This is a genomic window from Acinetobacter sp. 8I-beige (assembly GCF_902505955.1).
GTDB lineage: Bacteria > Pseudomonadota > Gammaproteobacteria > Pseudomonadales > Moraxellaceae > Acinetobacter > Acinetobacter johnsonii.
Genome location: NZ_LR732790.1, coordinates 987906 through 1013649 on the forward strand (window position 1 = coordinate 987906; position 25744 = coordinate 1013649).

General features: G+C 41.3%; 22 protein-coding genes and 1 pseudogene. 13 read left to right on the plus strand and 10 right to left on the minus strand.

The features are described 5' to 3' along the window. Positions 1–40: 40 nt before the first annotated feature. The 3 genes from csrA to alaS all read right to left on the minus strand — a co-directional run bounded on the left by csrA (position 41) and on the right by alaS (position 4609). The gene (csrA, locus tag GVX98_RS04690) at positions 41–295 is read right to left on the minus strand and encodes a carbon storage regulator CsrA (RefSeq protein WP_004982340.1); all 255 of its coding nucleotides are present in this window, start codon (positions 293–295) and stop codon (positions 41–43) included. A gap of 273 nt (positions 296–568) precedes the next feature. Continuing rightward, positions 569–1849: an aspartate kinase gene (locus GVX98_RS04695; RefSeq protein WP_004982338.1), complete on the minus strand. Its 1281-nt coding sequence runs from the start codon at positions 1847–1849 to the stop codon at positions 569–571. Between the two features lie 66 nt (positions 1850–1915). Next, positions 1916–4609, minus strand: a complete 2694-nt coding sequence (alaS, locus tag GVX98_RS04700) for an alanine--tRNA ligase (protein ID WP_171065392.1) — start codon at positions 4607–4609, stop codon at positions 1916–1918. A 392-nt stretch (positions 4610–5001) separates the two neighbouring features. Between alaS and GVX98_RS04705 the strand changes: the two genes are divergently transcribed. Both GVX98_RS04705 and GVX98_RS04710 read left to right on the plus strand, forming a co-directional pair. Further along, on the plus strand, positions 5002–6036 hold the full coding sequence (locus tag GVX98_RS04705; RefSeq protein WP_005400575.1) for a type I glyceraldehyde-3-phosphate dehydrogenase: 1035 nt from the start codon (positions 5002–5004) through the stop codon (positions 6034–6036). 113 nt (positions 6037–6149) lie between these two features. Next, positions 6150–6455, plus strand: coding sequence for a hypothetical protein (locus GVX98_RS04710; RefSeq protein WP_004696167.1), 306 nt, complete (start codon positions 6150–6152; stop codon positions 6453–6455). 12 nt (positions 6456–6467) lie between these two features. Here GVX98_RS04710 and GVX98_RS04715 read toward each other — a convergent pair whose 3' ends face one another. After that, on the minus strand, positions 6468–6767 hold the full coding sequence (locus GVX98_RS04715; RefSeq protein WP_004696169.1) for an AzlD family protein: 300 nt from the start codon (positions 6765–6767) through the stop codon (positions 6468–6470). Next, positions 6764–7510, minus strand: coding sequence for an AzlC family ABC transporter permease (locus tag GVX98_RS04720; protein ID WP_004982329.1), 747 nt, complete (start codon positions 7508–7510; stop codon positions 6764–6766). The genes GVX98_RS04715 and GVX98_RS04720 overlap by 4 nt, the downstream gene beginning before the upstream one ends. Positions 7511–7674: 164 nt before the next feature. On the opposite strand from GVX98_RS04720, the gene GVX98_RS04725 reads away from it, so the two are divergent. After that, entirely contained in the window at positions 7675–8130 is a 456-nt protein-coding gene (locus GVX98_RS04725) for an Lrp/AsnC family transcriptional regulator (protein ID WP_004982327.1), read from the plus strand. A gap of 133 nt (positions 8131–8263) precedes the next feature. Here GVX98_RS04725 and GVX98_RS04730 read toward each other — a convergent pair whose 3' ends face one another. After that, positions 8264–8674, minus strand: coding sequence for an Lrp/AsnC family transcriptional regulator (locus GVX98_RS04730; RefSeq protein WP_004982324.1), 411 nt, complete (start codon positions 8672–8674; stop codon positions 8264–8266). 134 nt (positions 8675–8808) lie between these two features. On the opposite strand from GVX98_RS04730, the pseudogene GVX98_RS04735 reads away from it, so the two are divergent. Then, positions 8809–9353, plus strand: a pseudogene (locus GVX98_RS04735) (cysteine hydrolase family protein). Between the two features lie 69 nt (positions 9354–9422). Here the strand turns inward: GVX98_RS04735 and GVX98_RS04740 are convergent. Continuing rightward, positions 9423–9932, minus strand: coding sequence for a hypothetical protein (locus GVX98_RS04740; RefSeq protein WP_004982321.1), 510 nt, complete (start codon positions 9930–9932; stop codon positions 9423–9425). 429 nt (positions 9933–10361) lie between these two features. On the opposite strand from GVX98_RS04740, the gene GVX98_RS04745 reads away from it, so the two are divergent. The 4 genes from GVX98_RS04745 to GVX98_RS04760 all read left to right on the plus strand — a co-directional run bounded on the left by GVX98_RS04745 (position 10362) and on the right by GVX98_RS04760 (position 14383). Continuing rightward, positions 10362–11528, plus strand: coding sequence for an ATP phosphoribosyltransferase regulatory subunit (locus GVX98_RS04745; protein ID WP_159127384.1), 1167 nt, complete (start codon positions 10362–10364; stop codon positions 11526–11528). A gap of 69 nt (positions 11529–11597) precedes the next feature. Further along, positions 11598–12917 (plus strand): adenylosuccinate synthase, encoded by a 1320-nt coding sequence (locus GVX98_RS04750; protein ID WP_004982316.1) that lies wholly within the window; start codon positions 11598–11600, stop codon positions 12915–12917. Between the two features lie 200 nt (positions 12918–13117). Then, positions 13118–13423, plus strand: coding sequence for a hypothetical protein (locus GVX98_RS04755; RefSeq protein WP_004696180.1), 306 nt, complete (start codon positions 13118–13120; stop codon positions 13421–13423). Between the two features lie 186 nt (positions 13424–13609). Continuing rightward, the gene (locus tag GVX98_RS04760; protein WP_004982314.1) at positions 13610–14383 is read left to right on the plus strand and encodes a M48 family metallopeptidase; all 774 of its coding nucleotides are present in this window, start codon (positions 13610–13612) and stop codon (positions 14381–14383) included. Positions 14384–14507: 124 nt separating this feature from the next. On the opposite strand, the gene GVX98_RS04765 is transcribed toward GVX98_RS04760, so the two are convergent. Together GVX98_RS04765 and crp are read right to left on the minus strand one after the other, a co-directional pair. Further along, positions 14508–15557 (minus strand): NADP(H)-dependent aldo-keto reductase, encoded by a 1050-nt coding sequence (locus tag GVX98_RS04765; protein WP_159127385.1) that lies wholly within the window; start codon positions 15555–15557, stop codon positions 14508–14510. 201 nt (positions 15558–15758) lie between these two features. Next, entirely contained in the window at positions 15759–16466 is a 708-nt protein-coding gene (gene crp, locus GVX98_RS04770; protein WP_004696183.1) for a cAMP-activated global transcriptional regulator CRP, read from the minus strand. A 147-nt stretch (positions 16467–16613) separates the two neighbouring features. Between crp and GVX98_RS04775 the strand changes: the two genes are divergently transcribed. From GVX98_RS04775 to GVX98_RS04785, 3 genes are all read left to right on the plus strand, one after another. Continuing rightward, entirely contained in the window at positions 16614–17036 is a 423-nt protein-coding gene (locus tag GVX98_RS04775; RefSeq protein WP_004982311.1) for an OsmC family protein, read from the plus strand. Between the two features lie 390 nt (positions 17037–17426). After that, positions 17427–20006, plus strand: a complete 2580-nt coding sequence (clpB, locus tag GVX98_RS04780; protein WP_159127386.1) for an ATP-dependent chaperone ClpB — start codon at positions 17427–17429, stop codon at positions 20004–20006. A 228-nt stretch (positions 20007–20234) separates the two neighbouring features. Continuing rightward, complete coding sequence (locus GVX98_RS04785) at positions 20235–21521, plus strand: DUF945 family protein (protein WP_159127387.1); 1287 nt, start codon at positions 20235–20237, stop codon at positions 21519–21521. A gap of 122 nt (positions 21522–21643) precedes the next feature. Here the strand turns inward: GVX98_RS04785 and rlmKL are convergent, their stop codons facing one another. After that, positions 21644–23848, minus strand: coding sequence for a bifunctional 23S rRNA (guanine(2069)-N(7))-methyltransferase RlmK/23S rRNA (guanine(2445)-N(2))-methyltransferase RlmL (gene rlmKL / locus GVX98_RS04790; protein WP_159127388.1), 2205 nt, complete (start codon positions 23846–23848; stop codon positions 21644–21646). A gap of 231 nt (positions 23849–24079) precedes the next feature. On the opposite strand from rlmKL, the gene GVX98_RS04795 reads away from it, so the two are divergent. Both GVX98_RS04795 and GVX98_RS04800 read left to right on the plus strand, forming a co-directional pair. Beyond that, complete coding sequence (locus tag GVX98_RS04795) at positions 24080–24433, plus strand: hypothetical protein (protein ID WP_159127389.1); 354 nt, start codon at positions 24080–24082, stop codon at positions 24431–24433. 286 nt (positions 24434–24719) lie between these two features. Next, a complete protein-coding gene (locus GVX98_RS04800; RefSeq protein ID WP_159127390.1) occupies positions 24720–25736 on the plus strand; it encodes an aspartate carbamoyltransferase catalytic subunit in 1017 nt (338 codons plus the stop codon). Positions 25737–25744 lie beyond the last annotated feature (8 nt).

The following is a 25744-nucleotide window of genomic DNA, read 5'->3' on the forward strand; positions in this document are numbered from 1 at the left end:
AGCGGCCAATCGGGCCGCTTTATATCTGAATGTTTCAATCTTAACGATTGAAATTATTCTGCTGTGCACCTTCATCTTCAAACGCAGGCTGGTAATCCTGATCAAGATGTTGAAGATGTTCATGCATTGCACGTTCATGCTGAATGCGTTGATAAATCTCTTCACGATGTACAGATACTTCTTTGGGAGCATTGACACCAATACGAACTTGGTTGCCTTTGACACCAAGTACAGTAACACTTACTTGATCCCCAATCATTAATGTTTCACCGACGCGTCGGGTCAAAATCAGCATGTTTATCTCCTTGCAAAACGCTAAACCTGCAGTTGTACTAAAGTAAAATACATAATTTTTTGTATTTAAAAAAATTTAAACAAATGTTTAATACAACCGCATGACACTTGAATTTTTAGATATCTAGTGACATTAGGTATAACATTCATCTAAATTTAAGAAAGCCTCGGGTTTAATATAACAGAGCCACTATAGAAAAAACTATAGTGGCCGCTGATTTTTGTAGTCTTTTGCAAAAACTGTCAGACAATGACAAGTTTTTCGCAAGATTGCTTAAGCACGTGCGCTTGATTCACCATGTTCACGGTCTAAACCAAAAGCAGTGTGTAGAGAACGTACAGCAAGTTCTAGGTAGTTTTCTTCAATAATCACAGAAATTTTGATTTCTGAAGTTGAGATCATCAAAATGTTGATGCCTTCATCAGCCAGGGCAGTAAACATTTTACTTGCAACACCTGCGTGTGAACGCATACCAACACCTACGATTGACACTTTAACAATGTCGTCACGTGTAGCAACTTCGCGCGCACCAATGGCTTGAGCAGTTTCTTGAAGAATTTTTGTTGCTTTTGCAAGTTCGCCACGGTTTACCGTGAAGGTGAAGTCAGTTGTACCATCTTCTTCAACATTTTGGATAATCATATCCACTTCAATGTTGGCATTACCAATTGGCGATAAAATTTTAGATGCAATACCTGGTTCATCAGGAACACCTAGAATCGTAAGTTTAGCTTCGTCACGGTTAAATGCGATACCAGAGATAATTGGTTGTTCCATGTTGTCTTCCGCCTCAGTGGTGATTAGTGTTCCGACGTTCTTTTTAAATTCTTCGTCGAATGCGCCATCATCGTCATTATCAAAACTTGATAATACGCGTAAAGGCACTTGGTATTTTCCTGCAAATTCAACCGAGCGAATTTGTAGAACTTTAGAACCAAGTGATGCCATTTCCAGCATTTCTTCAAATGAAATACGGTCTATTTTTTTCGCTTTTGGTGCAACGCGTGGGTCAGTGGTATAAACGCCATCTACATCTGTATAGATTTGGCATTCATCTGCTTTTAATGCCGCAGCAAGTGCTACACCAGAAGTATCTGAACCGCCACGGCCGAGGGTGGTGGTATTACCATCGGCATCGAAACCTTGGAAACCAGCAACCACGATCACACGACCAGCATCTAAATGCGCAGTCATGGTATCGGTATCAATCGACTCGATACGTGCTTTGGTAAACGCATTGTCTGTTTTGATACCGACTTGGCGACCTGTAAGTGACTTAGCTTCAACGCCAATAGAATTGAGCGCCATTGCTAACATTGAAATCGTTACCTGTTCACCCGTAGAAACCATTTGGTCTAATTCTCGTGGGTCAGGGGTTTCGGTAATGGCTTTCGCTAAAGCAAGTAGACGATTGGTTTCGCCACTCATTGCTGATACAACCACTACAACCTTGTGGCCGTGGTCATGCCAACGCTTTACACGACGAGCAACATTTAAAATGCGCTCTGGAGTACCCATAGAGGTACCGCCATATTTTTGAACGATTAATGCCATAGTTGTTCCATATAAACCATGACCCTGAATGCATCATTCAGGGTCAGTTACACAAAAGGTGAAGTTTTATTTCGCTTCAAGCCAAGCAGTTAAATCTGCCATCACTGTTGCAAACTTCTCGTTTAGTGGCGCGCCACCTTGTGCTAAGTCAGGTTTGCCACCACCTTTACCACCAAGCTCAGTTGCTAGATGTTTGATGATGTCACCTGCTTTAATAGAAGCAGTAAAGTCTTTTGCTACAGATGCAATCAGGCTAACTTTGTCACCTTCAACACCAGCAAGTACGATGACTGCATTTTCTAATTTTGATTTCACACCGTCATGTAGGTTGCGAAGTGATTTCGCATCCATATTTTGAACAGTCGTGATCAGCGTTTGACGACCCGCAAGCGTTTGAACTTGGCTAAGCAGTTCAGCAGCTTGGAAGCTGGCAAGTTTTTGATTGAGTTGCTCAATCTGTTTTTGCAAGCTTGATGCTGTGTCGACTAAGGCTTCAACTTTTTCTAAAGTTTGGTCTTTTTGAGCTTTCAATAAACCATTGATGGTATTGATATCACGGTCAGCTTTTTGAGCAACTTCAATGGCTTTGGTACCTGTTACCGCTTCAATACGGCGTACACCTGCAGCTACACCACCTTCAGAAGTGATTTTGAACAAGCCAATGTCGCCTGTGCGTTTAACGTGAATACCACCGCATAGCTCGATTGAGAAGTTTTTCTCTTCAATGATTGAACCCATTGAAAGTACACGAACTTCATCGCCATATTTTTCACCGAACAGCATCATCGCACCTTTTGCTTTCGCAGATTCGATGTCTAGAAGTTCAGTACTTACTGCTGTATTTGCAATCACTTCAGCATTGACTAAGCGTTCAATTTCTTGAAGTTGTTCAAACGAAACAGGTTGATCGTTGGCAAAGTCAAAACGTAAGATGTCTGACGCAACCAATGAGCCTTTCTGTTGTACGTGCTCACCTAAGATTTGACGTAGTGCAGCATGCAAAAGGTGAGTTGCAGAGTGGTTACGTGCAGTTGCAGCGCGGATGTCTGCTTTAACTGTTGCTTCAACATTTTGAGCAAGCTTAATGCTACCTACAGTCACGATACCTTGGTGTACAAAAGCGCCGCCCGATTTCTTGGTGTCCTGGACTTCAAAAATACCTGTGTCATTTTTGAAAATACCCGTGTCACCAATTTGACCGCCGCTTTCTGCATAGAACGGGGTTTGGTTCAGTACGATGAGGGCTTCGTCACCTTCAACCACTTCATTAACTTGTTCGCCATCTTTATAGATCGCAATAATTTGACCTTCGCCAACTGTTGCGTCATAGCCGTCAAACTGAGTTTCGCCTTCAACTTTAACAACAGAGTTGTAGTCAATTGCGAATTTACCTGCATCGCGTGCACGTTGACGTTGAGCAGCCATTTCAACTTCAAAGCCTGCTTCATCAATGGTTAAATCACGTTCACGAGCGATGTCAGCAGTTAGGTCAGTTGGGAAACCGTAAGTATCATACAGTTTAAACACCACTTCACCGGGAATCACTGAACCTTTCAGTTGAGCCAACTCACCCTCAAGCAATTTCAAACCTTGCTCTAGAGTTTTAGCAAATTGCTCTTCTTCTTTCAGTAATTGCGCTTCAATACGTGCCTTTTGTGCTTCAAGTTCTGGGTAAGCTTGACCCATCACTTCAATTAAAGGTTGCAACATTTTATGGAAGAATGAGCCTGTTGCACCCAGTTTGTTACCATGACGAACTGCACGACGGATTATACGGCGCAGTACATAGCCACGGCCTTCATTTGATGGGTTTACACCATCAGCAATCAGGAATGAACATGAACGTGCGTGATCCGCAACCACTTTAAGTGACGCAGGATATTGAACTGGTGTACCTTTTTCGCGAGCTTCTGCTTCAAGTGCAGCGGTATCTAAACCAATAATTTCAGCGGCTGCTTTGAGTAAGTGTTGGAACAGGTCAATTTCGTAGTTTGAGTTAACGTGTTGTAAAACAGCAGAAATACGCTCTAAGCCCATACCTGTATCAACAGAAGGCGCCGGAAGAGGGTGTAATACGCCATCCGCAGTACGGTTAAACTGCATGAATACGTTGTTCCAAATTTCAATGAAACGGTCGCCATCTTCTTCAGGTGTACCCGGTAAGCCACCCCAAATATGGTCGCCATGGTCAAAGAAGATTTCAGAACATGGGCCACAAGGACCTGTATCGCCCATTGCCCAGAAGTTATCTGATGCGTATTGGCCACCTTTGTTGTCGCCAATACGGATAATACGTGATGCATCTAAACCAATTTCTTTGTTCCAGATGTCAAATGCTTCGTCGTCAGTGTGGTAAACCGTTGCATAGAGTTTGTCTTTAGGCAGTGCTAACCAAGCTTCACCAGTGAGGAAATCCCATGCAAATTTGATTGCATCACGTTTGAAGTAGTCGCCAAATGAGAAGTTACCTAACATTTCAAAGAAGGTATGGTGACGTGCGGTATAACCGACATTGTCTAAGTCGTTGTGTTTACCACCTGCGCGGACACACTTTTGTGAAGACACTGCACGTACATAATCACGTTTTTCTAGGCCTAAGAAACAATCTTTAAATTGGTTCATACCCGCGTTGGTAAACAACAAGGTAGGGTCGTTGGCGGGAACTAGAGAACTCGACGCGACACGTGTATGCCCTTGCGATTCAAAGTAGCTTAAAAAAGCTTCGCGAATTTCAGCTGATGTCATAAAACGAGTACTCACAACCAAGTCACTCCATAATTTCGATTTGGCTAATAGTAGCTGAAGAAAGTCTTATTCTAAATACGCTGACTTCAGATACTGGCTTAAAAATTTTAAAACGCCAAATTATAACGGAAAAAGGATGTTGCACCAATCACTTTAAGGCGAATTGATGACATTTCTATGTATTCGATAGTTCTAAGATTTTGCTTGTTATTGTTGGATATTTATATCATTTCGTGGAAATGAGTTGATTGGTCCGAGGTGGTTAGGTAGATCAATTTATGACTTAAGGGTTCATATTCATCATCTTCGCTGATAGATGATAGAAAAAGAAAGCTTAACCAAATCTGTATAAATCCATTAATATAGGCCTGCTTTATCTTTCATCATTTTATAAATAAGGGCAAGTCATGCAACGAGTGGCGATAAATGGATTTGGTCGGATCGGACGTAATGTACTACGTGCTTGGTTTGAAAATCCAAAGAACTTTCAGTTTGAAATCGTCGCGGTGAATGATGTAGCAGATGTAGAAACCTTATTGCATTTATTTAAATATGACACCACGCATGGGCGCTTTCCCGGAAAAGTCGATTTAAGTTATGAAAATGAAAGGATTTATTTACATCTTTCTAAAGATCAAGCGCAGCTCAAAGTTGAAGTATTGTGTCAGGCAAACCCACAAGATTTACCTTGGGCAAGTCTCCATGTAGACGTGGTTCTAGAGTGCACAGGTTTATTTCGCTCGCGTGAAGCAGCAACAGGGCATATCAGTGCAGGTGCAAAGCGGGTTATTATTGGCGCGGCACCTTTTGATTCGGTTGATGCCGCAATTGTGTATGGGGTGAATCACCATGAGGTGAAAGCCAATGACCAAATCATTTCCAGTGTGTCATGTACCACACAGGCCTTAGTGCCTTTGGTTAAAATCATTGATGATGCTTTTGGGATTGATACTGCACTCATGACCGAAATTCATGCAGTGACTGCCGATCAGTCTGTATTGGATCATGCGCATCGTGACCTAAGGCGTGCCCGTGCTTCAGGTCAAAACATTATCCCAACGACATCGTCAGCCCTTGGTGCTTTAAAACAAGTGATGCCTAAGATGGCTGATCGTATTGATGGTTATTCGATTCGTGTGCCAACCATTAACGTGGCTGCAATTGATTTAACTTTTATTTCGCAGACACCAATTACCGATCATAAAATTAATGAAGTACTGATTCAGGCGGCGAAGTCAGACTACCGTGAAATTATGGATGTGACGGATGAACCCTTGGTGTCTTCGGATTTTAACCATTCACCCTATTCACTCATTGTTGATTTAACGCAAACCATGGTGGTCGGGCATCAAGCCAAAGTCTTTGCGTGGTATGACAATGAATGGGGCTATGCAAATCGCTTATTAGATTTGTGTGAATCTTTTAGTGCGTCAACCACCTAAAGATCTTTATTTTTAAGCATCTTTTACTCTGAAAACAAGATGATAGGCATAGACCGAATACAGACTTGTGGTTATCATGAATTCATAAACGAAAATAATGTAGAGCGGTGCTTATGTTGATCTTAATTTGGGGATTTATTTTGCTGTTGGCGGTCGCTGTCGTATTTTTAATTTGGTTTCAATTTAAAAATCAGGCAGATAAAACCGATCCAAGCGTAGAGCAAAATCAACTGCAAGAAAAAGTACATCATCTTGAAGAAAATTTAAAAAAGACCTTGGAAATTATGCAAGATCTTGCAAAAAAGATGCATGTGCAACAGGAAGTGATCGAGCAGACCACGTCTAAGTTGCAAAAAGTTGAGCTACAAAATGCTGAATTGGTGAATATTCTCGCTAAAGCCGTACAGCCTGAGCGCTAAAAATTAAGTTTATTAGATGAGCACGGTACGCAATAATGCCGCGCTCAGCATACTAATTACAACGGTTGGTAGTAGTGAAAAGCGTGAAGCTGCAATCAAAGTGATGGCAATGGCGAGTAGATCTGCGACATTGTCTTTGACAAAATAAGGTGCAATTACTGAAATAAGTACGCAGCCCGGAACAACTTCCAAAATCTTTCGTTGTTTGTTGCTTAAAGTTTTATTTTTAAGCAAAACATAGCCCAATATACGCGTCAGATAAGTGGTTGCTGCGACCAATAAAATCGCGACAAGTGTTGTGCTGTGGATCATAGCTCATCCTCCTGAATAAATAAGAAGGCAGAGGCGATGCCACAGATTGCACCAATAGGCACATACCAACCCATCGGTAAATATAAATAAGCAATGGCTGCACTGATTAGACTGACGAGCCAAGGGCGAGCTGCACTGAATCCTTTCCACATGCCACGTAGTAAAACCAAAAATACCGCAGCAAAGGCCATATCAAACCCATAACGATGAACATCGCCTAGCAAAGGACCAAGAATGGCACCTAAGCTGGTAAAACTAACCCACATCAAGTACAGGGCAAAACAGATGCCTGCGTAGTAGGACATGCTAAAGGCCTGTTGTAGCCCAAATCTTTTCTTTTGTTCTGCATCGGCAAGGGCTGCAGCCCAACTTTCATCACACATGAAAAACAGGGCAGGGAAAACTTGTCGATTAGGCAAATGGCGTAAAAAGGGCACGAGACTTGCACCCATGAGCAAATGACGGCTATTGACTAGGAACGTAATGAAAATTAAAACGAGAAAATTTGGTGGATTGGTCCAGACTTCGAGCACGGCAAACTCGGAACCGCCCGCAAAGTTTAGGCCAGTAAATAATGGAACTTCTAAATGACTAAAGCCTTTTTGAGTGGCTTGTGTTCCTAGGACCAAAGCAAAAGGAATAATGCCCAGCAGCATGGGGATAGATGTTTTAATACCACGCTTAAACTCGACGTAATCGGTGGAGTCATTGAGTTCTTGAGTCGTATTTCTAAGGGAGAACATTTTAAATCGCCTATGCGTGCTAGGTTTTGGTGCAGTAGGTGAATAAGTGTAGGCTTTTTTTGAAGATATTTTTTGCTTTATTTAGCTTAATATAGGGCTTGTTTGGAATAATATGCTGTAATTGGTTAAATATGAGCAAAATTATGCTTTAGGAGGTGAAATTTATGGATCAAACCGATAAACGTATATTGCAAGTGCTACAAGTTGATGGAAAACTTCAAAATAATGAGTTGGCTCAGCGCATTGGACTGTCTGCCTCACCGTGTTTAAGACGAGTAAAAAAACTAGAAGAAGACGGAATTATTCGGGCTTATGTGGCTTTGGTTGATCCTGTTAAAGTGAATCTGCGATTGACCGTGTTTGCACGCATTTGGCTAAAAAGTCAGGATCCGCAAACGGTGAACCAATTTGTTGAATCAATTCGTGAAGTTCCTGAAGTAGTCGAGTGTCATTTAATGGCAGGGGATTGTGATTTCTTTTTACGTATTGTGGTTGCAGACTTAGACGCCTATAGACAGTTTCAAATCCATCGTCTAAATAAAATCCCCAATATACAAAGTATTAAAACAGAAATTCCGCTGCAAAATATCAAGCAGACAACCGAGTTGCCAATTACTTAGATTTTTTAACGGTTGTGCGTGTTTTTTTAAGTTGAGTTCAATAGTGTGTAGACAAATGTTTAACTCATTAGACTGGCTTTTCAGTTGAATCAAATTGATCACTCTGGAGTTACTTTCATGAGTGGCTTGGGAGTTAAGGCTGCAGTTCAATTGCTCTGACGACACTGTCTACAGAATATTGTCCCCATGGAGAAAGTTTTTCAATGAAGTCATTCATGTCTTGTTGGGTAAAGTGGCTAATCAGCATATAACACGCTGAACCACAGACTTTATAGGCATATTCAATTTTATCGAATTGGCTTAAAAATATTTCAAACTGATCAAATTGATGATTTTCCATCATGATGCGAATAAATTGAGTCGCCTCATATTCTAATTCAACCGTATATTTTTGGATTAGGCCTTCATTTTGCATTTTTGCAATACGATTTCCTACAGCTTGACCTGTGCGATGAACCAATTCGCCAATATCTTTATGACTTAATCGTGAGTCATTTTTAAGAATCTTTAAGATTTTTGAGTCAATTGGATCTTGATTTGCCATCGTGATGATTGTTCTTTCAGAATGAAAGCATTTATTGATACATTCTTTCACATCCAACTGCAAGAATGGGTTCATTTTACTTATTCTATGGCATAGATACATTAGACTGAAATGAAGATGAGAGGGTGATTAAAATGGAAAAAACAGCATTGATCGTTATTGATGTTCAAAATGATTATTTCCAAAAGGGAAGATGGAGTTGTATCAGGCTGAGCAGGCAGTGAAACAGATTAATTTACTAGAAAATGCATTTTTAGAAAACGAACAACCCATTATTTATATTCAACATATTTTTAATCAACCAAATGTACCATTTTTTGAAGCTGGCACGGTGGGCGTTGAATTACATTCAGGCTTAAAAATGCAAACAGACTCTATTGTGGTTGAGAAGCATTATCCAAACAGTTTTTTTCAAACCAATTTGAAAGCTAAATTAGATCAGCTTGGTGTGGAAAAAGTAGTAATTAGTGGCATGATGACGCATATGTGTGTAGATGCAACCTCACGTGCGGCTGCTGAGTTTGGTTATGACCCTGTTGTAATCGCAGATGCGACAGCGACACGTGATTTGAGCTATGCAAATAAAACCACACAAGCGAGTGATGTACAGACTGCATGTTTAGCTGCATTTCAAATGTTTGCGACAGTGATGTCCGTCGATGAATATTTGAAACGATAATCCTTAAATTTGAATTGTCATAATCAAGCAAAAGCACACAAAGGATTATGTGTACTTTGCTTTTTACATTTATTCTTCGTTTAAAAAGCCTTCTTTAATTTCTTTAGGCAGATCTGCGTGCCACCATGTATAAATACTGGCTTTAATTTCTTCATCTTCTTCAGGGTCATTTAGAGGTTCATCATCTTCACGAACCAGTTCATCACCTTCAAATTTGAACCAAAACTCCCAAGGATCATCATCACCGCAACCCCATGCTTGCGCATGGATGTCTGGAAGCAAGGCTTTCAGGAAGAATAAAATCGCTTCCATGAACTCATCACCTGACGAACCATGGACAAAGTGTGCGATGGAATAACCTGCGAGGGAGTATAGCGATTCAGGACCTAAGTCAAACTCGATATTATCGACGGTATTTAAAATATCTTCGGCCAGTTCAGCACCATGTTCTGGGTTGATGTCACAAACTAAAGCCGTAAATTGACTCGCATCACCGCGATGTTCTTGAAATAATCGGTCTAATTTTGACATGATTTGAGCATCTGAATGCTTGTAATATAAGTTGCTGTGCATTTCCATCGAATTTTCCCCAAGTAAAAAATATGTGATTAAAAGTGTTATCTGTATAACGCCGTTGTATTTATTGTTGCTGTTAAATTGAGCTGAAGTATAAAAGAATGTGCCTTTTGTGCAAGCATAGGTATAATTGGAAATAAAATATAAAACAAAGTCTTATATGAATTTTTCCAATCTGTGCAGAGCACTAGGATGAGTTAATATTCTTTATTCTGATACTTGGGCATTGTCTAAAGTCAAGTTTTGAATGGCTCGCTCAAAATCGGTAAGAATGTATAAAGTTGTTAACGATGACATCGAAGCGATAAATTAAATTTTCCGAAATTGTCTAATGCACAGCACATTGTATCGTGATAGACTAAGAGAAATCGGGTGTGCCCCGATTTTTTTATGCGGATTCGTTCCGCGCAGACAAGATTTTAGGTTTACAACATGCCCATTTCAGAGACATGGTTATTACCTGATGGTGTAGCTGATGTACTACCAGAACAGGCGCAAGTGATTGAAACTTTGCGTCGTCAAGCATTAGATTTCCTCGCAACTCGAGGTTATCAGTTGGTGTACACGCCATTCATTGAATACATCGAATCGTTATCTTCTCTATCAGAATCGAATCAAGATTTAGACTTAGCCACTTTTAAAGTGATTGATCAGCTTTCTGGTCGTTTGCTTGGTGTACGTGCAGATATGACACCACAAGTGGCTCGTATTGATGCGCATGTACATCCAGTTGAAGGCGTTGCTCGTTATTGCTATGCAGGAACAGTCCTACATACCAAACCACAAGGCTTTAATACCACGCGTACACCTTTGCAGTTAGGTGCTGAGCTATTCGGTTCAGACAGCATCGATGCCGATGTTGAACTGATTGATGTGATGATCAGCCTGCTTGAAAAAACAGGTTTTGCAGACGGTATCCATTTAGATTTAGGCCATGTGGGCTTATTCCGTAGTATGGTGAAGGTTGCGGGTTTAAACAAAGCGACTGAACGTCAACTCTCTGATTTATACCAACGTAAAGCTCTGCCAGAATTGGCAGAATTTACCCAAGATTTAAACTTTGGTGCTGACTTTTATACTTTAGGTCGTTATGCAAGTGACTTAGCTGCCTTGCAAACGCATTTAAGTGCAGAAGTTATTGCCGATGTAGAATTTAAGCACGCTTTTGATGCATTAAAAACCACACAATCTGAGATTCAAGCACGTTGGCCAAATCTTCAGATGGGTATTGATGTGGTTGAGCTACGTTCGTATCACTACCATACGGGCTTAATGTATGCCGTTTATGCACCAAACCGTGCTGCGCCATTGGCACAAGGTGGACGCTATGACGGGATTGGTGAGCACTTTGGGCGTGCACGTCCAGCAACGGGCTTTAGTTGTGACTTATATGCACTTAGTGCAGGTCGTTTTCAGCAAAACAGTCTTGTGGTTGCACCCAAAGGTACCCAAACAGATTTGATCCAAGCGATTGAACACACGCGTGCTCAAGGCATGAGCGTGATTCAACTTTTGGGGCAGGATGATTTAACTACGCTTCCATATGCAACGCACCAGTTGGTGAATGTTGCAGGTCAATGGACTGTAGAACAAATTTAATCACTTCTTCAGGTAAGCTAAAACCTGAGAAGTTCTTCAATTTTAACAGCATGATGCAATGAGGCTATTATGGGCAAGAATGTTGTGGTACTCGGTACCCAATGGGGCGACGAAGGTAAAGGTAAAATCGTCGACCTGCTCACAGATCAAGCGGCTGCGGTCGTTCGTTATCAAGGCGGACATAACGCAGGTCATACACTTGTCGTTGGTGGTAAGAAAACTGTATTACACCTCATTCCATCTGGTATTTTACGTGAAAACGTACTGTGCTTAATTGGTAATGGTGTGGTGCTTTCTCCTGCAGCGCTCATCAAAGAGATGGACATTCTTGAAAAAGAAGGCGTGCCAGTTAAAGAACGTCTACGTATTTCTCCGAACTGTCCACTGATTTTGCCAAACCATATTGCACTTGACCAAGCGCGTGAAATCAAGCGTGGTAATGCGAAAATTGGTACCACTGGTCGTGGTATTGGCCCTGCCTATGAAGACAAAGTTGCACGCCGTGCAATTCGTGTTGCAGACTTGGTTCGTGGTGGCGAGCATCTTAAAGCTCAGTTAACTGAACTTCTTGAGTACCATAACTTCCAATTAACGCAATTCTACGGCGTAGAAGCAGTTAAATTAGAAGATGTACTTGCGCTGTGTGATCAATGGCGTGAAGTGGTTGCACCACTTGTGATTGATGTCACTACAGAGCTGCATAATTACCGTAAAAACGGTGATAATATCATGTTTGAAGGTGCTCAAGGTTCACTTCTAGATGTTGACCATGGTACATATCCGTATGTAACTTCTTCAAACACGACTGCTGGTGGCGTAAGCTCAGGTTCTGGTTTGGGTCCATTACATCTTGACTATGTATTGGGTATTACCAAAGCATATACAACACGTGTAGGTGCAGGTCCGTTCCCAACTGAGTTGGTTTATGACGCTGCAAATGACGTAGGTGATGCTATTGGTAAGCACTTAGGGACTGTAGGTTCTGAATTTGGCGCTTCTACAGGTCGTCAACGTCGTTGTGGTTGGTTCGATGCTGAAATCCTTCGTCGTTCTGTAGACGTAAACTCACTTTCAGGTATTTGCTTAACTAAACTTGATGTTCTTGACGGTTTAGAAGAAGTGAAAATCTGCATAGGTTACGAAGCTGCTGATTCTGGTTGTGTTGGTTCTTCTGATGCGCTTGCATTTGAAACTTTAAAACCAATTTACGAAACGATGCCGGGTTGGTCTGAGTCTACCTTTGGTGCGAAATCAATGGATCAATTGCCACAAGCGGCGATCAACTATGTAAAACGCATTGAACAATTAATCGAATGCCCAATCGATATCATTTCTACAGGTCCAGACCGTGAAGAAACGATTGTTTTGCGTCATCCATTTGACGCTTAAGCGATAAAGCATTGAGTAAAAAACCCTGTCTCGTACAGGGTTTTTTATTTGTGCGATACATTTGTACATGAGCTTGATAGGTATTGATTTAAGCTACTGAGCTGGAATGATTTTCCCGACTAAAGTTGCATGAATAAGCACGACATAATGTATAAGTGCTTGTTAGAATAAAATGCATAATAAACAGATGAGCAGGCAGGATGCAAAAGAATATCGCGGGAACTATTTTTTACTCACTACTTTTTGCTATGGGTGGTGCGCCAACAATCGCGATGATGATTATTCAAGGGCAAACCACCGATCCAGACGTGATTTATAGTGCGCTCATTGGATTGTCTGTGATTATTGCTTGTATCTTGGTGCCGATCATTCTGCTCCAAAATGCATTTCTGTTTGCAAAGCGTAAAAGTGCGACCCTTGAGGAAAAAATTGAACCCTTAAGCCACCTGTATTTGGGTTTAAATATCCTGTGTTTGGTTTATTGGCTTTTAATTCAGTTTATGTAAGTAGGTTTAAGGTGGCGTGTAGATAAAGCTTTACCGCTGAAATTTGGCTTATTGTACTTAATTGTGAAGATGTTTTTACATAATTGCTATGATAAAACGCGGTGATGATATTTAACACTTTAAATCTATTCAATATAATTCAGCACATTATGTAAAATGCTTTGAGATGGATGGAGTTAAGCAATAATGAAAAATAAAATATTAATGAGTTTGTGTGCAGCAAGTGTGGTTACAATTTCAGGTTGTGCAACTTTTGCGGAAGTGGCAGGTGCAGACACTGCAACATTAAATGCAGCAGCAACCCAAGGCTTCAACAAAACAGTGAATGAAGCGCGAAGCACAAAGACCTTAGATACCTCATCTACGACCTATAAGCGTATTTATGGTGTATTCAATCGCTTGAAGCCATATGCCGATCAAATGAATCAAACTGGAACGAAATTTGACTGGCAGTTGGCAGTACTTAAGTCAAATCAGGTCAACGCCTATGTTGCACCTGGTGGTAAGGTGGTGTTCTACACAGGTATTGTAGATAAATTGAACCTAACTGATGCTGAAATTGCAGCGGTGATGGGACATGAGATGGTCCATGCTTTGGAAGAACACTCGAAGAGTAAAGTGGGTGCTCAGGCATTAACGGATTTGGCCTTGGGAATTGGTCTAAGTGCAGCAGGTGTAGGTCAAACGGGTTCAGCAGCAGCGCAGCTAGGTAGTCAAATTGGTATTGGTTTGCCTTACTCACGTAGCCTAGAAAGTCGTGCAGACCAAGGTGGCTTAATGTTGATGGCTAAAGCAGGCTATAACCCTCAAGCCGCAATTAGTCTGTGGGAAAAAATGAATAAGCTTGATGGAGCAGGCGGCTCTTCATTCCTGTCGACGCACCCATCAAATAGTCAGCGTATTGAAGCAATGCGTAAGAACTTAGCCGCTGCTCAAGCGGTTTATAATCAAAGACGTTAATTTGTTTTGAATAAAAAAGGACGCTAAGGCGTCCTTTTTTACTATCTGTTGATGATTTTGAAAATCATCAACTATTTGTGACAGGTGAAGTAGTGCTTCACCTGAATAGCTAATTAAGAAATATCTATGGTGCAGGATTAGGTTGTTGCTGATGAATAGCTTGAATACCCTGTAAAACATCTTCGGATAAATCAATCTCAAAGGCTTGAATATTTTCTTTCAACTGGTCTAAGTTGGTCGCCCCAATAATCGTACTGGTCACAAAAAATTGCTGCTTGATAAAGGCTAAAGCCAGTTGTGTCGGCGTTAAACCATGACGTTCAGCCAGTTGTGCATACTGTTCTGTTGCCCATTCACTCTCTGGGTTGCTGTAACGACTAAAGCGGCTGAAAAGTGTCACGCGAGCATTCGCTGGGCGTGCACCATTACGGAATTTACCTGTGAGATAGCCAAAAGCGAGTGGGGAGTAAGCGAGTAAACCAACGCCTTCATATTTCGCAATTTCTGACATACCAATTTCATAAGTACGGTTCAATAGGCTATATGGGTTCTGCACACTGACAAATTTAGATAGACCAAGCTGTTCTGCAATTTGTAGAAACTTCATGGTGCCCCAAGGTGTCTCATTAGATAAGCCAATATAACGAATACGCCCTTTTTGAATCTCTGCTTCTAGTGCTTGTAGTGTTTCTTGCAAAGAGGTCACGGTTTGCGTGTTATGAGCTTCACTGTTTTCATAGCCTAATTTGCCGAAAAAGTTGGTTGGACGTTGTGGCCAGTGTAGCTGATATAAATCGATATAATCGGTCTGTAAACGCTTTAGGTTGCCATCTAGAGCCGAAGAAATGTCACTTGCATTAAAACGAGTCTGTCCATCACGGATATGACTACCACCTTGCGATGGCCCTGCAATTTTAGAGGCTAGAAATAACTTGTCCCGACCGCCGCGTTGGGCAATCCATTGGCCAATAATACTTTCGGTTGCACCTTGGGTTTCAGGTTTTGGAGGAACAGGGTACATTTCCGCAGTGTCCCAAAAGTTAATGCCTTGCGCTAAGGCATAATCAAGTTGTTCAAAGGCTTGAGCTTGAGTGTTTTGTTCACCAAAGGTCATGGTACCGAGACAAATTTCAGGAACCAAAATGCCTGTATTGGCTAAGGGTTTAAATTGCATTCAACATTTCCTTTTATGGGCTGCGTTTTTTCGGTCGAATTAGGTTACACAGTTATGCCCAGTAGGTTAAATCACTATTTTTACAAAGTTTGTCATGATTTTGTCAAAGTAGGATTTTGTGAAAACAGCAATAGATTTAAAGACATAAAAAAAGCAAATCCTAAGATTTGCTTTTGGCTGTATCAGCTACGAAGAAAAGTCTTATTCTTCGTCTTCATAGTCATCAGCATTCGCTTTTGACTCTTCTAAAGAGGCATCAAAAATTAAGATGGCTTTACCATCAGTTTCGATCATGCCTTGCTCTTCGAGTGTTTTCAAAACACGACCAACCATTTCACGTGAACAACCGACAATACGTCCAATCTCTTGACGCGTAATACGAATTTGGCGGCCATTTGGTAAAATCATCGCTTCAGGTTGCGAAGATAAGTCGATTAGGCAACGTGCAATACGACCTGAAACATCGATAAATGCAAGGTCAGTCACTTTACGAGTGGTATTTTTTAAACGGCGAACTAGCTGTGCAAATACTGCATAGCTCAGGTCAGGGTATTGTTTGCTGAGTTCATGGAAGTTTTCATAAGTCACTTCAGCAATTTCGCAGACATCACGGGTACGCACTTCTGCAGTACGTTGTGAGTTTGCTTCGAATAGACCCATTTCCCCAAAAAAATCACCCGCATTTAAATAAGCGACCACGATTTCACGTTCATCGTCTTCACGCAGAATAATGGAGACCGAACCTTTTAAAATCAAATATAAAGATTTAGATTCTGAGCCTGCATCTACGATGGTGGTACGCTTAGGATAACGATTAATATATGCGCGTTTTAATAATGCTTTGACTGACTCGGGGAGTTGACCTGGAGACAGCGCATCAGTGCTTAATTGTGAAAAGCTTGAAGTCATGCTAACGGTTCCGAAAATGGATAAAATATAGATCGCACAGACCTAGGGTGAACTTGTCACACAGTCAGAGCTGAAATTCCTTATCAACTCAATTTATGTTAGTGTACAGTCACTTCGTCAATCTATAGCTTTTTTTAGGTACTTGCAATGCAAACAACTGTTCATTGGTTAGAGAATGTTGCTTTCGAAGCAAAAACTCAAAGTGGTCACAGTGTTATCATGGATGGATCGCCAGAATATGGGGGTGAAAATCGTGGTCCAAGACCAATGGAATTGATCCTGACGGGACTGGGTGGTTGCGCCTCTTTTGACATCGTGACCATACTTAAAAAATCACGCCAAGAAATTACCGATGTACGCTGTGAACTCAAGGCAGAGCGGGCAGATAGCATCCCTGCAGTGTTCACAAAAATCCACTTACATTTCGTGATTACGGGTCATGCGGTGAAGGAAAAGCAAGTCGCAAAAGCCGTGGAATTATCGGCAGAAAAGTACTGTTCTGCGAGCAAAATGTTGATGGATGGTGGGGTTGAAATCACCCATGATTTTGAGATTATTGAAGCAAATTAAAAGCTGACTTTTAAGTCATTTGAGGCTGATCTAGTGATCGGCCTTTTTCATGCTTCACGCTTTTGTTTTGATTCCGTAAACTGGGACACAATTCATCACACGAATAAATAGAAAAATGCGTTGCTTGTTTGATTAATAATTGATCAAATGATTTGGGTTGTCACTGATTGATAGGTCGTCGTGGTCTTTAATACATAAATAATCTAGGTTGACGCTTGAAAATAAGGCGGGTAAGACCCATCTTATAACCGAGTCTTATAAGTTTATTATTAAGATAAACTAATGAAAAATAAGTTAAAATGTAGAAAAATTAATTAAATTTAAATTGAATTTTGAGCAATTGTTCCCATATATCCATCAAGTTCGAAATTTGTTGTGAGGAAAACAAGAATGCGATTTGAAAAATTCACAAACCGCTTACAGCAAGCTCTCTCAGATGCTCAATCACTTGCAGTGGGGAAAGACCATACCGCAATTGAAGGTATTCATATCTTATCAACATTGTTAGAAGAAACCTCCAATCTGAGTTTGTTGCAACAAGCGGGTGCCAATTTACCTGCTTTACAAAGCAAATTAAAACAAGCGCTAGCTGATGCACCAACACTGACGAATCCTACAGGGGACGTCAACTTAAGTTCAGAGGCAGTCAAAGCGCTGAATTTGGCAGATAGCTTCGCGCAAAAAGCAGGCGATGAGTTTTTGTCTACCGATTGGGTGATGCAAGCCTTAGCCGAAGTGGGGGCAACTAAAACGCTACTCAACAGCGTGGGCGTGCAAGCAGAAAGCTTACGCAAAGTCATTTTAAAAATTCGAGGTGATGAGAAAGTCATGAGCAACAATCATGAAGATCAACGTGATTCTCTGAATAAATACACCATTGATTTAACTGAACGCGCACTTGCAGGTAAGTTAGATCCTGTGATTGGGCGTGATGACGAGATTCGTCGTACCATTCAAGTTTTGTCGCGTCGTACCAAAAATAACCCTGTGTTGATTGGTGAACCAGGGGTGGGTAAAACAGCCATTGTTGAGGGCTTAGCACAGCGGATTATTAACCGTGAAGTGCCTGAAAGCTTACAAGGTAAACGTGTTTTATCTTTAGATTTGGGTTCTTTGCTTGCGGGTGCCAAATACCGCGGCGAGTTTGAAGAGCGCTTAAAAGCAGTACTGAAAGATTTGTCTAAACAAGATGGTGAAGTCATTTTGTTCATCGATGAATTACACACACTGGTGGGCGCAGGTAAAGGCGATGGTGCGATGGATGCAGGCAATATGCTAAAACCTGCTCTGGCACGTGGTGAGTTACGCTGTGTTGGTGCAACCACATTAGATGAATATCGTCAGTACATTGAGAAAGATGCTGCGCTAGAGCGTCGCTTCCAAAAAGTATTGGTCGATGAGCCGAGTGTGGAAGACACTATTGCGATTTTACGTGGGTTGAAAGAGCGCTACGAAGTGCACCATGGTGTGAAAATTTTAGACTCTGCCATCATTGCAGCAGCGAAAATGTCGCATCGTTACATCACCGACCGTCAATTGCCTGATAAAGCGATTGATTTGATTGATGAAGCGGCTTCTCGTATCAAAATGGAGCTGGACTCTAAGCCAGAAGCTTTGGATAAACTTGAACGTCGTTTGATTCAATTGAAACTGCAACTTGAAGCAGTGAAAAAAGATGAAGATGCTGGTAGTCGTGCTGAAGTCGCTCATCTTGAAAAGCAAATTAGCGAAGTTCAACACGAATACAATGATCTAGAAGAGGTTTGGAAAGCTGAAAAAACCTTAGTTGAAGGCACCAAACAAGTTCAAGCTGAATTAGATCAGGCTCGTATTGCGTTGCAAAAAGCGCAGCGTGAAAATGACTTGGGTGAAATGTCGCGTCTTCAGTATGGTGTAATTCCAGAGCTGGAAAAACGTCTCAATGAAGAAGAAGTCGTTGAGGAAAAAGAAGAGCCAAAACTACTGCGCAACAAAGTCACTGACAATGAAATTGCAGAAGTCGTTAGTGCTGCTACGGGCATTCCAGTGGCTAAAATGATGCAAGGTGAACGTGAGAAACTTCTCCATATGGAAGAGTTCTTACATAACCGTGTTGTTGGGCAGGATGATGCTGTGGTTGCAGTTTCAAATGCGGTTCGTCGTTCGCGTGCGGGCTTGTCTGATCCGAACCGACCAAGCGGCTCGTTCTTATTCTTGGGTCCAACTGGTGTTGGTAAAACAGAGTTGACCAAAGCACTGGCAAACTTTTTGTTTGATAGTGACGATGCCATGATTCGTATCGATATGTCCGAGTTTATGGAAAAACACTCTGTCAGCCGTTTGGTGGGTGCGCCTCCCGGTTATGTCGGCTACGAAGAAGGTGGTGTGCTAACCGAAGCTGTACGCCGTAAACCGTATAGTGTCGTACTGTTCGATGAAGTAGAAAAAGCACATCCCGATGTGTTTAACATCTTGCTCCAAGTGTTGGATGATGGTCGCCTAACGGATTCGCAAGGTCGCGTGGTTGACTTTAAAAATACCGTAATCGTCATGACATCGAACTTAGGTTCGAGTGATGTGCGTGAGTTGGGTGATAATCCTTTGGATGAAGAAGTTCGAGCAGTGGTGATGAATGCCGTGACGCAACATTTCCGTCCAGAGTTTATCAACCGTATTGATGAGTTAGTGGTCTTCCATTCACTCAAAAAAGCGCAAATTCGTGGTATTGCTGATATCCAATTGGATCGTTTACGTGATCGTTTGGTTGAAAAAGATATGCGCTTAACGGTGGATGATCAAGCCTTTGACTTATTGATTGACGCTGGTTTTGATCCTGTATACGGTGCACGCCCATTGAAACGTGCCATCCAACAACAGGTTGAAAACAACTTAGCGCAAAAAATATTGTCTGGTTACTATGTAGCTGGAGACAATATTATGATCACTGCACAAGATGGTCAGTTGAGCTTTGACAAAGTGAAAATGAGTTAATCATTTAAACGGTTCATTGAAACTAAAAAACCCAGCTTCGGCTGGGTTTTTTATTGCGTGATAGAAATGTTAAAAGATGACACTTTTAAGCAAAAATGTGACGTAAGTTTTCACGTTTATGTGATGGGTGTTGCATCTAAGTGATTTATTTGCAAAACAATTATCTTTATTTAAAGATTCTCTTTATAATTTATTTTAATAAAAAACAAACAACTTGAGATAGAAGAAATGACTCAATTGAAGTGGGGTATTGGAGGCGTACTTACGCTTGCTGTGGTCGCAGTAGGGGGGAATCTTTATGCGGATAAAAGTTTGAAGGCTTATTATCAACACAGCACCAAACAGTCGAATGATTTAAAGTTGCAATATCAACAATTTCACATGGGGGCTTTAAACGGCAGTGCGAACTGGACCGCTGAATTAGTGCTAGACCCATGCAAACCGAAAGAAGTGATCCAATTGAAGGGGCAGGATCATATTCAACGGAGTTGGAATGGATATGCGATTCGTTCAGATATTAACATTACTCAGGCACCCGGTGCACTTCAGTCTTTGTTGAAGGAACCACTTAAAGTACAAAGCAAAGTGAATTGGTTGGGTACTTTGAATAGTACCTTGACTACGCCAGTGATTACCCGCAATGAAGCTCAACTCCAGTCTAGATTAGACCCGATGACATTAAAGTTTCGTGCAAAACCGATCGAACAACAGTTAAAGATACTGGATTTACAGCTTGAAATTCCGAATTTAACAGTCACCGATCCAAATATACATTTGCAAATGGTGGGGCTAAAGCTAGAAAGTAACCAAGGGCTGAATGGTGAATATCTTGAGGCGGGTGAAACCAAAATTAAGATGGATCTGCTGAAAATGTCAGATCGAGATATCAATAAACCTACCAATGCCGAACTGAAGAATTTTAGCATAGAAACACAAAGTGAGCTGACAGACCGAGTTGTAAACACTGAAATGTTGTTGCGTCTAGATGAAATGCAAATGCCTTCAGCACCAGCAGTCCAAAACGTACAGTTTAATTTTAATGTGCTTGATGTAAACCGACAGAAATTACAGACGCTGTTTGATATTTTGGCGAAAAGTGAAAACAGTTGTTTGGCAAAAGAGGCCATGGAAAAAGATATGGAGCCTGCTCTATTGGCAGTGATCAATGAAGGGTTTCGTTTCGAATCCAAAGACAATCAGTTTGCTATCGGGGATGGCGTTACTCAGGCGAGTATAACGGGACGGATTATGCCGAGTCATCAATCGACCGTGATGGGTATGGTCAAAATGATGCCAAGTTTAGTGGAATATAAAGCAGATGTTCAGTTTGATAAAAATATAATCTCGCGCATCATGAATAATTATTTGCAAAAAGGTGGCATCAGCATGTCTCCACAAGAGATCGAAAGCTTGCTTTCGGCGATGCAGAATTCTGGACAGGTGAAGCGTGAGGGCGATATCATGAAAATGTCAGTTGAGTACAAGTATGGGCAAACCAATTTCCTGACTGAATAATGCAAAATATGATGGTGTAGCATATAAAAAGGGACGTATTTCGTCCCTTTTTTATATCTGAAAATTGTCTAATACAAATTTAGCGAAGATGAAAGACCTACTGATATTTCATCTTCAGTGCATTAATTTTTTGGGTGGGTAATTTTCCACGCACGGTGGATTTTTTGATTGCGCTTGAAATCTGGCCCAATAGTTTCATTGGTAATTTCTTCGACATCAAAGAACGCCAAAATTTCTTCGTCCATTTCAAAACCACGGTAGTTGTTCGAGAAGTACAAAGTACCATCCGTGGTTAAACGGTTCATTGCACGTTTAAGCAATGATAAATGGTCGCGTTGTACATCAAAGGTACCGTAGAACTTCTTCGAGTTTGAGAAAGTCGGTGGGTCAATAAAAATCAGCTCATACTGTTCATGACCTTCTTTTAACCACTCAAAACAGTCGCTGGCAAAGAACTGATGTTGTTCATCAGCATGATCGACTGTTAAGCCGTTCAAGACGAAGTTCTCTTTAGACCAGTTCAAATAAGTATTTGAAAGATCGACGCTGGTGGTGCTTGCTGCACCGCCTAAAGCTGCATGTAAGCTGGCTGTAGAGGTATAGCTATATAGGTTTAAGAAGTGCTTACCACGCGCTTCTTGTGCAATGCGTAAACGCATTTGACGATGGTCTAAGAACAAGCCGGTATCTAAGTAATCGGTTAGATTGACCAAGATTTTCGCTTTACCTTCCTGCACGATAAAACGCTTAGAAGCAGTACTTTGCTTAGTATATTGAGTTTTACCTTCTTGGCGAGCACGCGTTTTGATAAAGATCGCATCACGGCCTAAACCTGTCACCGCACGAATCGCCTGTAAAGCAAGATTGAAACGCTTTTTGGCTTTTTCAGGATCGATTTTTTTCGGTGGCGCATATTCTTGGACATGTAAGCGTTCGCCATACAAATCGACTGCGACGTTAAAGTCAGGAAGATCGGCATCATATAAACGTAAACAGTGAATGTTTTCTTTTACTGCCCATTTCTTTAAGGTCTGCATGTTCTTTTGTAAACGGTTAGCAAAGTCTTCAGCGCCTTCAATTGCTTCAAACTGTTGCGGCTGCCATGTTTCCAAGAACGGCTTGATCACTGCAACTGGCTTAACTGAACCTGAACGTACGTAAATTGGCAGTTTACCATTCATCAAACGCATGGTTTGCGGGTCATTCAGCGCCAATACATCGGCTTGCTCGACGGCTGCGGCGATAACGGCTGCGGTTTGATTTGGGAAGTTCTTTTGCAGCAAAGCAGATAAGCCTAAATATAAAGCACGGTTTGAGGCTTTATCACCCAAACGCTCACCATAAGGTGGGTTGGTCACAATAAAGGCTGTTTTTCCTTCGGCTTCAAAGTTTGGCCAGTCCGCCAAAGTCCGTTCTTCGATTTGGATCTGGTCAAGTACACGTTCAAAACCAGCAGCAATAATATTTTGCTTGGTGGCTTTTACTGCTTCCCAGTCTGCGTCAAATGCGTAGAACTTAGGGAGCGGTTGTTCCAAGGCTGTTTGATGACGTTCAGCAGCTTCCGCTTTAATGCTCATCCACAGATCATGATCATGGCCATTCCAGCCATTGAAACCGAAACGACGAACTAAACCAGGTGCGCGGTCAGTCAGCATCATCAATGCTTCAATAATGAACGTCCCAGAACCACACATTGGGTCAAGGAAAATATCGGGTCTTTTTGTAAGGAGCTTGGCTTTTTGTAAAATCGCAGCGGCTAAGTTTTCTTTAATTGGGGCATCGGTCATATAACGACGGTAGCCACGTTTATGCAGTGAATCACCAGATAAGTCTAAACAGTAAGTGTGTTCAGTTTTGCCTGCGAGTGCATAAATGGTAATTTCAGGTTGCTTAATATCAATACTTGGACGCTTACCCACAGCTTCCATGAATGAATCGACGATACCGTCTTTCACACGTAAGGTTGCAAACTGGCTGTTCACCTTAATTTCACGTTCAATATGTAAACGTACGGCGAAGGTGCTTTGTGGTGCAAAAATCAGCGACCAATCAAAGTTAATTGCACCTTCGTAGAGCTCTTCAGCAACATCACGTGCGTCATGGCTAAATTCCAGCTCATGGACATGAATTGGTGTGAGTACACGCGACGCAAGACGCGACCACATACAAATGCGATAGGCATGTTCCAGTGTACCTTTGAAAACTAAACGCCCAGGAAAACGTTCAATGTTTTGAACACCTAAACCTTCTAATTCTTCTTGGAGTAAGGTTTCTAAGCCATCGGCACACGTAACCCAATAGCTGCTTAAACGCGAAGCGGTTTTCATAAATTTGAGAGACCAAAATAAAACAAAATAAACTCGCTAAAGTTTAACGTATTTTGCCTCTGAATGGTTTTTTAAATATGCTTCTACTCAGCGGAAATATTAAAATAAATGAATCACCATGTGAACAATAACGTTTTTGGTACGTATTTTGCTAAATCTTTGCAAGTTTAATTTACTGACTGATTTTTGATAGATCGTCAGTAAATATTTTTCACTTGAAAGGGGATGAATATGTCGACCAAGTTAGATCGCGGTGTTGTAAGTCATGCTGATGCTTTTTCAATTGCAACTTTACTTTATGCACGTTTGCGCCGTGTATCGGGGCGTGTAATTGATGTGATGTATTTGGTGGAAAACCCAAGTTATGCACGTCAGATGGCAGAGCTTGCTTTAAGTACAGAAGATGCTGAACTGATTCGATTGGTGAGTCGTTTAGACATTGTCATGGATGTTTTTAACTATGAAGAAGCAGCCGTGATCGAAAAACCTAAACAGGTCGACACGACACGACATGAATTAGATGCCACTGAAGAAGAAATCTACCGTGCCCAGGTGTCACATCACTATATTGGCGCTTTACGATAAGAATCGCTGAAGTTAGATCGCTCTCGCAAGAGAGCTTTTTAAAATGTCCGCTTAGGATAAATGAGATAAGAAACTCTATTGAATTGATATTTATAGCAATTTGACACACTCTGAATTTGGGTAATTTAGCCTTTAATGGTTTAATTTAACTGGTTGAAATAATAGATAAGAATTTCATAATCTTAGTTTTGAAGCCGATGATAATTAAGGCAATTGTTATAAACTGAGATCCAAATCAAAAAGAAAATCTGTATAATGCGTTAACTTAACGTACAAGGAATCTCTCATGCACTTGGCAGCATTGCATACTCCGAGTCAGATTCAACTCAGCCAAGATGGTCATCTCAAGCACTTCCTCACCATCGAAGGTCTTTCTAAAGAAACTCTTACAAAAATATTGGACACCGCGCAGTCCTTTTTTAATGACCAAAATCAGCTGATTACCAACAACCTCTTAGAAGGTCGAACGGTAATGAACCTTTTTTTTGAAAATTCAACCCGTACTCGTACCACTTTTGAAGCAGCGGCAAAACGTCTCTCTGCAAATGTATTAAATATTGATATTGCACGTTCAAGTACTTCCAAAGGTGAGACACTCAGAGACACCTTGTGGAACTTAGAAGCGATGGCAGCGGATATTTTTGTGGTACGTCACTCTTCCTCGGGTGCTGCACATTTCATTGCCCAAACCGTTTGTCCGCATGTTGCAATTATCAATGCAGGTGATGGCCGTCATGCACATCCAACACAAGCTATGTTGGACATGCTGACCATTCGCCGTGAAACCAAAAAGAAATTTGAAGATATTTCAATTGCTATCATTGGTGATATTAAACACTCTCGCGTGGCGCGTTCAGATGTTGCTGCATTACAAACACTGGGGTGTAAAGACATTCGTGTAATTGCACCGAACACATTGCTGCCATACGGCTTTGATGAATACGGTGAAGGTGTGCGTTTATTTAATAACATGGAAGCAGGGATTCAAGACTGCGACGTGATTATTACCTTACGCATTCAAAATGAACGTATTGATTCGCCTGCGCTGTCATCTCAAGCTGAATTCTACAAAATGTACGGTTTAAACAAAGAACGTCTGGCAATGGCAAAACCTGATTGCATCGTGATGCATCCGGGGCCAATGAACCGTGGTGTAGAGATTGATTCCAGTATTGCCGATGGTCCACAGTCTGTGATTTTAAATCAGGTGACCAACGGGATTGCTGTACGTATGGCAGTTTTGGCGCTTGCAATGCAAGGTCAACTACAAGAGCAAGGTTTGTTAGACGCGATTGCGGTATAAGGAATAAG